Annotated in this window: 10 protein-coding genes; 8 read left to right on the top strand and 2 right to left on the bottom strand. The window is 68.6% G+C overall.

Going from position 1 to position 11,207, the window contains the following annotated elements:
- Nucleotides 1-20: 20 nt before the first annotated feature.
- Nucleotides 21-131: a hypothetical protein gene (locus tag ACPYOM_RS17355; protein ID WP_481346928.1), complete on the top strand. Its 111-nt coding sequence runs from the start codon at nucleotides 21-23 to the stop codon at nucleotides 129-131.
- A 220-nt stretch (nucleotides 132-351) separates the two neighbouring features.
- Here ACPYOM_RS17355 and ACPYOM_RS17350 read toward each other — a convergent pair whose 3' ends face one another.
- Complete coding sequence (locus ACPYOM_RS17350) at nucleotides 352-810, bottom strand: hypothetical protein (RefSeq protein WP_481346927.1); 459 nt, start codon at nucleotides 808-810, stop codon at nucleotides 352-354.
- On the opposite strand from ACPYOM_RS17350, the gene ACPYOM_RS17345 reads away from it, so the two are divergent.
- The 7 genes from ACPYOM_RS17345 (at nucleotide 809) to ACPYOM_RS17315 (ending at nucleotide 9,321) form a co-directional block, all read left to right on the top strand.
- Nucleotides 809-1,831, top strand: coding sequence for a glycoside hydrolase family 3 N-terminal domain-containing protein (locus ACPYOM_RS17345; RefSeq protein WP_481346926.1), 1,023 nt, complete (start codon nucleotides 809-811; stop codon nucleotides 1,829-1,831). The genes ACPYOM_RS17350 and ACPYOM_RS17345 overlap by 2 nt on opposite strands.
- Nucleotides 1,832-2,215: 384 nt before the next feature.
- A complete protein-coding gene (locus tag ACPYOM_RS17340) occupies nucleotides 2,216-3,388 on the top strand; it encodes a CE1758 family FMN-dependent luciferase-like monooxygenase (RefSeq protein ID WP_481346925.1) in 1,173 nt (390 codons plus the stop codon).
- 11 nt (nucleotides 3,389-3,399) lie between these two features.
- Nucleotides 3,400-4,095, top strand: a complete 696-nt coding sequence (locus ACPYOM_RS17335; RefSeq protein WP_481346924.1) for a CE1759 family FMN reductase — start codon at nucleotides 3,400-3,402, stop codon at nucleotides 4,093-4,095.
- Nucleotides 4,096-4,286: 191 nt separating this feature from the next.
- Nucleotides 4,287-5,132, top strand: a complete 846-nt coding sequence (locus ACPYOM_RS17330) for a M55 family metallopeptidase (RefSeq protein ID WP_481346922.1) — start codon at nucleotides 4,287-4,289, stop codon at nucleotides 5,130-5,132.
- Between the two features lie 178 nt (nucleotides 5,133-5,310).
- Nucleotides 5,311-6,525 carry an alanine racemase gene (locus ACPYOM_RS17325; RefSeq protein ID WP_481346921.1) on the top strand — a complete coding sequence of 405 codons (1,215 nt, stop codon included), beginning with the start codon at nucleotides 5,311-5,313 and terminating at the stop codon, nucleotides 6,523-6,525.
- A 282-nt stretch (nucleotides 6,526-6,807) separates the two neighbouring features.
- Nucleotides 6,808-8,409, top strand: coding sequence for an N-acyl-D-amino-acid deacylase family protein (locus ACPYOM_RS17320; protein ID WP_481346920.1), 1,602 nt, complete (start codon nucleotides 6,808-6,810; stop codon nucleotides 8,407-8,409).
- Between the two features lie 72 nt (nucleotides 8,410-8,481).
- Nucleotides 8,482-9,321, top strand: coding sequence for a M55 family metallopeptidase (locus tag ACPYOM_RS17315; protein ID WP_481346919.1), 840 nt, complete (start codon nucleotides 8,482-8,484; stop codon nucleotides 9,319-9,321).
- A 363-nt stretch (nucleotides 9,322-9,684) separates the two neighbouring features.
- Here the strand turns inward: ACPYOM_RS17315 and ACPYOM_RS17310 are convergent, their stop codons facing one another.
- A complete protein-coding gene (locus ACPYOM_RS17310; RefSeq protein ID WP_481346918.1) occupies nucleotides 9,685-11,151 on the bottom strand; it encodes an amidohydrolase family protein in 1,467 nt (488 codons plus the stop codon).
- Nucleotides 11,152-11,207: the final 56 nt, after the last annotated feature.

Below are 11,207 nucleotides of genomic sequence, written 5' to 3'. Positions count from 1 at the left end.
CCCACACCCTCAACGCCGACCTGGTCATCCTCGGGGCCAACCACCGCACCGGCCTGCGCGCCCTGCTGGAACCCAGCACCACCGACACCATCACCCGCCACCCCACCACCTGGGTCCTGGTCATCCCCTAACCACCCGACACCACATCCACACCCACACCCACACCACAAACCCGAGGCCAACCACCCCGCAGACACCACGCTCGGACGCGCCGCAGCCTGCTGCTGTTGCGCGTCACCAACGCCAGCGACCGGGACATCGAAAGCGATGTCCCGGTCGCGGTACCGACCGCAGGTCCGCAGCAGACGAACCCGGCGTCACACCGGGATGTTGCCCTGCGCGCAAACTGCTTCATGCCACGACATGCAGGCCGCCAAAGTGCTTGTCCTGTAAAGCATTCCGGGCATATGTTCCCGCCGTGATGAACACGACGAGCCGCCCTGCCGGCTCCTGCCACGCCAGAGCCCGAAGCGCGCTGCTGGCTCGGCTCGGCGCCGCGGCGGCAACGACCGCGCTGCTTGCAGGCTGCTCCGGCTTCCCGATCCACATCGGATCCACGCGAACCCCGCCGCCCCCGAGCACGGGCCGCGGCCCGAGCCGCCCCGGGGGTTGGCCCACAGAGACAGGCGCCGGCATCTCGACGTCGCACACATCCATAGCCCCTCCTGCAGTCGAGACCCCGACCGCACCGGTCAGCTCCACCGCGCCCGGACCATCAGCGAGCACCTCGAGCCCGTCGAGCGCCCCCGGCCCGACGCCGGCCACCCCGACGCCGGCGCAGTCGTGCGCACAGCGCATCGTCGCCGGCATGAGCGCCACGCAACAAGCCGGGCAGCTCATCATGGTCGGGCTCGGCTCCGACGCCGGACCTACCAGCCTCGATGCCCTCGTGCAGGCGCGTCATCTCGGCGGCGTCATCCTCCTCGGCGGCTGGCACACCGGCGCCGGCCGGGTCGAGGCCACGACACGCCACCTCGCCGCCCTCGCCGGCCCGAGCACAGCAAACCTCGGGCTCCTGCTCGCCGTCGACCAGGAAGGCGGCGCCGTCCAGCAGCTGCAGGGCGACGGCTTCAGCACGATCCCGTCGGCCCTCGACCAGACCCAGAAGGGCGCAAGCGCGCTGCAGTCCGACGCCACCCGCTGGGCGCGACAGCTCGCAGCAGCCGGCATCAACGTCAACCTCGCCCCCGTGGCCGACACGGTCCCCGACTCCGTCGGAACCGCCAACCAGCCGATCGGGTGGTACGGCCGCGAGTTCTCCGGCGACCCCACCACCAACGCCCGCATGGTCACCGCATTCGTCACCGGCATGCGCGCCGGCGGCATGACCGCGACCGTCAAGCACTTCCCCGGGCTCGGTCGAATCGCCGGCAACACCGACCTCACGGCCACCGGCATCACCGACCGCACCACGACGGTCGACGACCCCTACCTCGAGCCGTTCCGAGCCGGCATCCGCGCCGGCGCCGACCTCGTCATGGTCGGCTCCGCGATCTACAGCCGGATCGACCCCGGCACCAACGCCGTGTTCTCCAAGCCGGTCGTCACCGACCTGCTGCGCGACCGGCTCGGCTACGACGGCGTCGTCATCACCGACGACGTCGGCAAGGCCCAGGCCGTCGCGGCCGTGGCCGCGGGTGAGCGGGCGACCCGGTTCGTCGCGGTCGGCGGCGACATCGTCCTGACCGCGCTGCCCTCGACGGTCGGGCCGATGCACCGCGCGCTCAAGGCCGCGATCGCCGCCGATCCCGGCTTCGCGGCGAAGGTGCAGGCCGCCGCCACCCGCGTCGTCGAGCTCAAGATCCGGATGGGCCTGGCCCGCTGCACCTGAGGCCGGCCGCAGCGGATGACTGCTGCCGCCCGCGTGGGCCGCGTTCAGGACGGCCGACGCGCAGGCGTCACCGGATGCAGCCAATGGACCTGCGCCCACCCGAATGCGTTGGCCCCAACCGTGCGCTCGACGTCCCGATTTGCTCACGCGTCCAGCCCCGCCACATGGGCAATATCGCAGTGCAGCGCCCACACCAGCGGCCGGTAACCGGCCGCAGGTCGGACCCCGTGGCTCGGACCGTCAAGCAGCGGCGGCCAGATGCCACGGGGTTCGGCGTCGCCAGAGCTCCGGTGCCCGGCCGCGAGGGCCCGGCACCGCCCTTCGTGACTGTCTCAGCTCGCGAAGCCCACTCTGTCCAACCATGTTCTAGGGATACAAGCAGCAATGCAGTTCGGCATCTTCTCCGTCGGTGACGTGACCGCCGACCCGACCACCGCCCGCACTCCATCAGAGGCGGAGCGCATCCGAGCCATCGTGACAATCGCCCGCAAGGCCGATGAAGTCGGCCTGGACGTCTTCGCGATCGGTGAGCACCACAACCCACCGTTCATACCGTCTTCGCCCACGACTCTTCTCGGGCACATCGCCGCCCTGACCGAACGCATCATCCTGAGCACGTCCGTGACGTTGATGACGACGAACGACCCGGTGAAGATCGCCGAGGACTACGCCATGCTGCAGCACCTTGCCGGTGGCCGGCTCGACCTCATGGTGGGACGCGGCAACACCGTTCCGGTCTACCCGTGGTTCGGCAAGGACATCCGCCAGGGCGTTGCCCTGGCCCTGGAGAACTACAACCTGCTGCACCGGCTCTGGCGTGAGGACGTCGTCGACTGGGAGGGCCGGTTCCGGACACCGTTGCAAAGCTTCACCGCGACACCACGTCCGCTCGATGACGTGCCACCGTTCGTGTGGCACGGCTCCATCCGGACCCCCGAGATCGCCGAACAAGCAGCGTTCTACGGCAACGGCTTCTTCGCCAACAACATCCTCGCTCCGAACTTCCACTTCAAGCCGCTGGTCGAGCTCTACCGCCGCCGGTTCCACCACCACGGACACGGCAGCACGAGACAAGCCATCGTGGGCCTCGGCGGTCACGCGTACATCGCACGTCGGTCCCAGGGTGCAGTCGCCGCCTTCCGGCCCTACTTCGAGAACAACCGCGTCTACGGGATGTCCGGTCGCCTCGAGGACTACATGGCCGGAACCCCGATGAGCGTAGGCAGCCCGCAAGAGGTCATCGACAAGACGATGACCTTTCGCGACGGCTTCGGCGACTACCAGCGCCAACTGTGGAACATCGACGCTGCCGGCCTGCCCCTGGCAACCGTGCTCGAGCAGGTGGAACTGCTAGGCACCGAGGTGGTTCCCGTCCTTCGAGCCGAGATGGCCAAGGGCCGCGACGCACAGGTGGCCGAGGCGCCGACCCATGCAGACCGTGTCCGTGCGAAGTACGGCACCAGTCCGGCACGCCAGCCTGTGCCCGCACCCAACCGCGGAGACAACCTCACCGGCCCGTCTCCGTATCAGGACCTGCCCGCACCCGCGCAGAGCTGATCGACGCGAACATGGCCGCCACCACCGACGCCCCGCCGCCCGCCGTGAGGGTCCTGCTGCTCAGCGGCGGCGTGAGCAACCCGTCATCCTCGCGTCTGCTGACAGACAGGCTCGCCGCCCAGCTGCACCAGGTGCTCACTGCCGAAGGCGAGTCGGTCACCACGACCACACTTGAACTTGCCCCGCTGGCCGTCGACGTTGCCACCAAGCTCGTGGGAGGCCTGCCAAGCCCAGCCCTCACTGCCGCATTCCAGGCGCTGGCCGACGCAGACGTCATCATCGCCGGAACACCGATCTACAAGGCCGGCATCAGCGGACTGTTCAAGTCCTTCCTCGACACGCTGGACAACGACCTGCTGCTCGGCAAAGTCGTCGCGCTGACAGCCACGGCCGGAACGGCCCGCCACGCACTCGTGGTCGATGACCACCTGCGCCCCCTCTTCGCGTTCATGCGCGCGGTGACAGTGCCGACCTCCGTGTTCGCCGCCCCTGAGGACTGGGCTGACCCAGGACTCGCCAGTCGTCTGCGACGCGCCGCCCGGGAAGTCCTCGCCCTGCATCGCGCTGGGCTGGCCGACGAGGTCAAAGCCCACTCTTGGGCTGCCTACCAGCACTCGTTCACCGGCATCCAGGAGCAGCGAGACGGTGGCGGGCCCGACCTCGACTTCGACACTCCCCTGATGCGCTTGGCCGCTGGCGGCCAGTGAGACCTTCGGCCTGCGCCGGCAGACGGCACGTTCCTCCATCACGAGCTGACCCCCGCGCACAGCGCCGAAGCACCGTGAAGGGTCTTGTCCGATGGGACAAACCCCGTGGTGTGAGTTCTCGTGATGGACCCAGCCGTGCCGTGACCTGACCCGCGACAGTCGCCTCATTCATCGACCAACCGGAGGTACACGTGAAGGTCTACATCTCCGTGGACATGGAGGGCATCAGCGGCATCGCCACCTACGACCAGGTCGTCCGCGGCGGTCACGGGTACCCGCTGGCGCAGCGTCGCATGACCGCGGAGGCGAACGCCGCCATCGAGGGCGCCTTCGCTGGAGGAGCCTCCGAAGTCGTCGTCAGCGACAGCCACGGCACGATGGACAACCTCCTGCATGACGAGCTTGACCCCCGGGCCCGGGTCATCTTCGGCTCCCCCCGCGGCTTCTGCATGGCAGAGGGACTGACCGAGTCGTTCGACCTGGCCATGTTCGTCGGCTACCACGCGCCCGCAGGTGCCACCGGCGTGCTCGCACACACCTTCTCGGCACATTTCACCGCGGTACGCGTCAACGGCACCAACGCCTCCGAAGCATCCGTCAACGCCCTGTTCGCAGCAAGTCGAGGGGTGCCCGTCGGCCTTCTCACCGGGGACGACGTCATCTGCGCGCTCGCCGAACAGTCGCTACCCGGAGTGAAGACCGTCGCCGTCAAGCGGTCGCACGGGTTCTCGGCAGCCGACAGCCTCGCGCCCGCGGTCGCGTGCACCAAGATCCGCGACGCCGCCCAAGAAGCGGTCGCCGCCGCAGACCGAAGCCAACTCCTGGCGGTGCCCGACACGTTGCGCCTCGAGATCGACATGCCCAACCCGACCGCAGCCGAGCTCGCCAGCGGCATCCCCGGGGTCCAACAGGTCAACGAGCGCACCATCGGGCGCGAGGTCGCCTCCGCCGATGAGCTGCTCGGGCTCATCATGGTCAGCTACAACCTCGCCCAGGTGAGCTTCTCCAGCCTGTTGGCCCTCATGAACCGCAGATGAGAAGACCCGCACGAATGGAGCCCGGCGGGCCCGAGGTGCGCGGCCGCCGACCAGCCAGCTGCAGCAGACCCGTCGGGTCGAGGCACGCCCAGACCACCTGGTCTGCCGGCCACTCACGCCCAGGGCCCGCTGCACTCCCCAGCCTTGCATCCACCACGTCCGAACAGGGTGACAGGTAATGAATGAGCGACTCACGGCGCCAACGACGCCGCAACCGGCCAGAGTTCGCCTGTTCGACTCCTTCTCCACGCCCGTGCTCGTGCTGCACGAGGCGGCGGCGCGACACAACATCGCCCTCATGGCGGCGTACTGCCAGAGTCGGAAAGTTGCCCTCGCGCCCCACGCGAAGACGTCCATGACGCCATACCTGATCCACCGACAGATGGCCGCGGGCGCCTGGGGGATGACAGCAGCCTCGATGCGACAAGCACGCCACCTGCTGGAAATGGGCGTCAAACGGGTCCTGCTGGCCAACGAGGTCCTCGACAGCGGTGACCTGCGCTGGCTCACCGACTACCTGGCCTCAGCCGAGTCCGACATCGACGTGCTGTGCTACGTCGACAGCTTCGAAGGTCTGGCCCAACTGGAGTCCGCGGCAGCACCGAAGGCTGCCGGACGCCCCGGCATCGGCGTCCTCGTCGAACTCGGCTACGACGGAGGCCGCACCGGAGTCCGATCCGTTGAGGCCGGCCTGGAACTGGCGCGAGCAGTCCGGCACGCAGAACCACTGCAGCTGCGCGGCATCGCCGGATACGAAGGTCTTCTGCCAAGGCATGGCGCCCAGACGCCGCCAGGACTGCCCCGGTACCTCCAGCGCCTCCAGACGCTTCTGCGGGCCTGTCACGCCGAGGCGTTGTTCGACACGACCCCGCTCATCTCCGCAGGAGGAAGCTCCTACTTCGACCTGGTCACCCACGCCCTCGGACCCGCCAACTTCACGTTCAACACGCTGACCGTCCTGCGCAGCGGCTGCTACGTCACACATGACGACGGCCTCTACCAGGAGATCTCACCCATGGACGGACGCAGGGAAGACGACTCCGTGACCTTCTGGGCCGCCCTCGAGCTGATAGGTACGGTCCTCTCACGTCCCGAGGATGGGCTGGCCATCGTGAACTTCGGACGTCGGCACGCCCCCACCGACGACCGGCTCCCGCTCGTCAAGGGGGTTCTCGACCCGGACGGCCGCCAGCACCCCCTGCCAGGAGCGCTCGTGCGCCGCGTCGACGACGAGCACTGCTACGTCGACCTGCCCGACGGCGCGCAGGTCGTCCCCGGCGACCGGCTCACCTTCGGCATCAGCCACCCATGTGGTGCCTTCGACCGGTGGCGCGAGATCCCGGTCGTCGATGCCGGATACAACCTCATCGAGGTCGCCATGCCCCGGTTCTGACACGGTCGGCCCATTCGCATCCAACGGGCCCAGCTGCAGAGCGCGGCATGCTCGAACACCCGCCACGCCCGCCCGGTCGTTCACCGAAGGCCGGCCGCGGAACACGCCACGACCCAACGCAACCCAGCGCACAAGCCCCTACATGCCACCACCCTCTCCACCACCCCATCCTCTCCACCCCACGGCGGTGCCTCACGCGGACCCCACGCCGTCCCTCGAACCCTTCACCGCACCGCGCCACCACTGCATCGCCCCTGTCCATCACCCAGCGAAGGTTGCACCATGTCTCGAGTTTTGATCCGCGGCGGCGACGTCTACGACGGGACAGGGACGGAACCAGTCACCACGGACGTTCTGGTTGAGAGCGACCGCATCGTGCACGTGGGACCCCACCCCGGACCAGTCGATGCTGCCGTCATCGACGCGACCGGCATGGCCGTCGCGCCCGGCTTCATCAACGTCCTGAGCCACGCGTGGGCAGCGCTGCGAAGCGACGGAACGGCCGCGTCCGACCTGCTCCAAGGCGTGACGACCGAAATCTTCGGCGAAGCGTTCTCCCCCGGTCCGAGCATGCCCGAGTTCGGCCGGCACCTGGCCCGCCTGTACGGGTCCACCACCGAAGAGAACTTCGGGTTCCCACGCTTGAGTGAAGGCCTGGACGACCTGGAACGGCGCGGCCTGTGCGTCAACGTCGCCAGCCTCATCGGCGGGGCCAACCTGCGGTACCTGGGCGCCGAGTTCACCGACCGTCCACTGACCGGACCCGAACGTGACCGTCTGCGCGGCCTCGTAGCGGAAGAGATGCACGACGGAGCCCTCGGGATTGGGACCGCGCTGATCTACCCACCGGGCCGTTTCGCGACCACCTCCGAGCTCGTACAGCTGTGCGAGCCGGTCGCCGCCCACGGGGGTGTGTACGCGACACATCTGCGTAGTGAAGGAGACGCCCTCCTGGAGGCCGTAGAGGAGTCACTCTTCATCGGCAGGAGCGCTGGAGTTCGAACCGAGATCTTCCACCTCAAGGCCGCCGGACGGCACAACCACCACAAGATGACAGAGGCCGTAGCGCGACTGGAGTCTGAACGGGCCGCCGGTCACGAGGTCGGCGCCAACATGTACCCCTACGACGCCGGAGCAACTCACCTGCTCGCGTGCATCCCACCGAGGTACTCCGCCGGCGGACCGGCAGCCGTCAGATCGATGCTGGCGGACCGGGCCGCATCTCGACTCCTCAGCCGGGAGATCGAGGCGCCAGGTACCGACTTCGAGAACCTCTTCCTTGCCGCCGATGCCGGCGCCGGCATCGTCTTCCTGTCCGACCTCACCGACGGGACCCCCGTCAAGGGCCAGTCCGTGACGCAGATGGCGCAGCAGTGGCAGTGCTCCCCGTCCGAGGCGGTCATAGAGGCCCTTCGCCGTGACCCCGATGTCGGCGTCGCCTACCACATGATCTCCGAGCCGAACATCCGCTTGGGCCTGTCACAGCCGTGGGTCACCGTCGGCTCCGACGGTGCCGCCCACCCAGCTGGACCGCCCTGGACCGGACAACCGGCACACCCACGGACCTACGGCACGTTCGCCCGGACACTGGGTCACTACGGCCGCGACGAAGGCCTGTTCTCGATCAGCGAAGGCATCCGGCGGATGACGAGCCTTCCGGCCACACGCTTCGGGCTCCACTCCAGAGGCGCCCTCGCGCCCGGCTACTTCGCAGACATCATCATCTTCGACGTCGCAACGTACGCCGCCACGTCAACCTACCTGGACCCGCACAGCTACGCGGTCGGGCTGAACACCGTGATGGTCAACGGCCGCATCGTCGTACGCGACGGCATCGTCACCGCGGAACGGCCCGGTCGTCGCCTGCGTCGAGGAACCCCGTAGCGCACCCGTGCCCGCTGGCACCGTTCCCGCCGGGCTACGACACCAACCCTTTTCGAGACAAGGAGATATCGGATGCGCGTGCTCATCAGCGTGGACATGGAGGGCGTGGCAGGGCTCGCCACCCGACGCCAGGTGGGTCCGGGACGAGAGGACTACGCCCTCGGGCGGCAGCTGATGACAATGGAAGCGACAGCGGCTGTTGAGGGAGCCTTCGACGGCGGCGCCGAGCAGGTCATCGTCAACGACAGCCATGGACCGATGGACAACCTCATCGGTGAGCTGCTCGACCCTCGCGCCGAGTACGTCGTCGGCTCCCCCAAACCGCTCGGCATGGTCGAATGCCTCACCGCAGGCATCGACGTCGTCTTCTTCGTCGGCTACCACGCAGGACCGATGTCAGAACACGGCGTGTTGGCGCACAGCTTCTCAGGCGCGGCGTTCACCGACCTACGCCTCAACGGTGAGAGCGTCACCGAGGCCGAGGTCAACGGCCTGCTGGCCAGCTCGTTCAACGTCCCAGTCGGACTGTTGACCGGTGACGGCGACATCTGCCGTCTCAGCCAGGCGGTCTTCCCCGATGCCCGCACCGTCGCCGTGAAGGAAGGCATCGGAGTGACTGCCGCGCGTTCGCTGCATCCTGCGACCGCCCGAGACCGGATCCGCGAGGCGGCCATGTCTGCGATAGAGGCAGCCAGCGGGTCCGGGCTGGGCGTGCGGCCCGTCCCTGAGCAGCTTCATCTGGAAGCTGACGCGCGCCAGGCCGGGGCGGTGGAGGTCATGGCGATGGCGCCGGGCACCAGACGAGTTGGCGCGCGCACGGTCCGGTTCGAGGCCTCGTCAGCGACTGAGCTCCTTGCCGTCATCATGACGTGGAGCTACCTGTCGGCTGGTCACGCAGCTTCCCACTCGTGACGCTCGCCTCGGCAAGAATTCCGCTCGCGGTCAGGTCGGCACACTCGCCCGGGTGACTCGCCCGGGGGACTTACCCGGTGACTCGCGCTGTAGATCGTCGGGTGACCTGCCCGGTGACCTGCCCGGTGACCTGCCGCGCGCCGACATCCACTGCCGGGCTTGCGGGAGCGGGCTGAACCGCTTCAAGGGCAGCGGGTTCGCTGATCTGCCCCGGCGGGCGAACGTCACCATCAGTGAGGAGGCGCTCACGATCGGCATCAACGTGAGCACGCTCCACCCAGTCGTCAGACCGCCCGCCTGACTGGGATAGGCGTCGTCGACGGGACCGCCACTCCTTGGGGCTGGCGTGGGACCCTCGGGCGCTCAGGCTGGTCGGCCGCGCAGGGGCCGACCCGGATAGGCGCCGACGTTCAGCTCTCCGTTCGTGACCACCGGGGTGCCGTTCACGAACAGGTGCCGCACTCCCGTCGCAGGGCGGGTCGGTTCCACGTACGTGGCCTGGTCGGTCAGCTGCGCCGGGTCCAGCACGACGATGTCGGCGTCGGCGCCGGCACTGACCCGGCCCTTCCCGGCCGCGTCCGGGGTGAACGCCAGCAGCTGCGCCGGCAGCCATGAACAACGCCGAAAGGCCTCGAGCCACGTCCAGGCGCCCGTTTCCAGGACCATACGGCGAAGCGAGCGGGTGAACGTGCCAGCCGTTCGGGGATGCGTCGCGCCCCCGGGCGGCAGCGGCCACTGCCTGGTGTCCACGATCCCGGCCTGCCACGTCACCGGCATCGCGTCACTGGCCACGATCGCGTCCGGGAACGCCAGGGAGCGCTCCAGGTAGGCAAGGTCCGCCGGGTTGCTCTCATCCAGGAACTCCACGATGCACGGAGTCTCGGGGGCGGTGGCACGCACGTGCCGAAGACGCTCACGCGTCGCGACCCGTTCGCCCGTGGTGAGCAAGACGATCGAAGACGGCTCGATCCCCCAGATCCCCAGACGCTCAGGAGCCAGAAAGGCCGCCCCGACGCTCGTGCTACCCGCCCCATACGGATAGGTCTCCACGCTCACCCGGGCGCCTTCAGCCTGAGCGAGGCCGATCGTTGCCAGAACCCGGTCCAGATGGCGCCGGGACGTCGAGTTCACATGACAGTGGTGCATGTGCGCGCCCGTCTGCATGGCTGCACGCACAACCTCCGATGACCCGTCGACCAGCGTGTCAGGGTCTGCCTCGATGAGCTCGCGTACATGCGTGTACGTCGGGACTCCCGCTTCGGCGGCAAGCGCCGCCACCGCGAGGAACTCCGCGGGGTCGCTGCGCGGTGCATACCCGACGACGATGCCGATCCCGAGCGCTCCAGCGGTGAGCTCGCGGCGCAGCAGCTCCAGGCATGTGACCAGCTCCGTGCTGCCCAGTGGCCGCTGCCACCGCTGGTCCCCCAGCAGGGACAGTGTCTCGCTGAACCGCGCGCGCGGGGAGATGCCGCACAGCACCAGGCCGCGGGCTGCAGCCCACGAGGCAGAGAAGCCGAAGTTCAGCGGGCGCCCTGACCAAGCAGCACGTCGGTAAGCTTCGGCGACCGGCATCAGTCCGGCTTCCAGGTCGAGCGCGGTCGTGACGCCGTCCATCGCCTGCAGCCGATGGCCGGCGATCGAGTGGACGTGGCTGTGCACGTCAACGAATCCGGGTCCGACGATGCAACCGCTGACATCCAGCACGTGCTCGCCACGCAGGCCGGTCCCGACTGCAACGACCTGCCTGCCTTGGACCAGGACGTCAGCGACTGCGTCGTGGCCGCTACCAGGGTCAATGACGCGACCCCCCTGCAGGAGCAGTGAGCTCACCGCTGGACCTGCCCGACCGTTGCAACCTCCTGCGGGTGAGTCAACGGCCTGTCCGG

This window comes from Monashia sp. HAY1-2A (assembly GCF_056755315.1).
The sequence above is the reverse complement of the archived record's forward strand: the minus strand, read 5'-3'. Positions and strand labels throughout refer to the sequence as shown.

What these genes read in the sequence shown, in the direction of transcription:
- ACPYOM_RS17315 (WP_481346919.1), top strand. Translation starts at nt 8,482, where the DNA reads ATGCGCGTGCTCATCAGCGTGGACATGGAGGGCGTGGCAGGGCTCGCC.
- ACPYOM_RS17335 (WP_481346924.1), top strand. Translation starts at nt 3,400, where the DNA reads ATGGCCGCCACCACCGACGCCCCGCCGCCCGCCGTGAGGGTCCTGCTG.
- ACPYOM_RS17345 (WP_481346926.1), top strand. Translation starts at nt 809, where the DNA reads ATGAGCGCCACGCAACAAGCCGGGCAGCTCATCATGGTCGGGCTCGGC.
- ACPYOM_RS17320 (WP_481346920.1), top strand. Translation starts at nt 6,808, where the DNA reads ATGTCTCGAGTTTTGATCCGCGGCGGCGACGTCTACGACGGGACAGGG.
- ACPYOM_RS17340 (WP_481346925.1), top strand. Translation starts at nt 2,216, where the DNA reads ATGCAGTTCGGCATCTTCTCCGTCGGTGACGTGACCGCCGACCCGACC.
- ACPYOM_RS17350 (WP_481346927.1), bottom strand. Translation starts at nt 810, where the DNA reads ATGCCGGCGACGATGCGCTGTGCGCACGACTGCGCCGGCGTCGGGGTG.
- ACPYOM_RS17325 (WP_481346921.1), top strand. Translation starts at nt 5,311, where the DNA reads ATGAATGAGCGACTCACGGCGCCAACGACGCCGCAACCGGCCAGAGTT.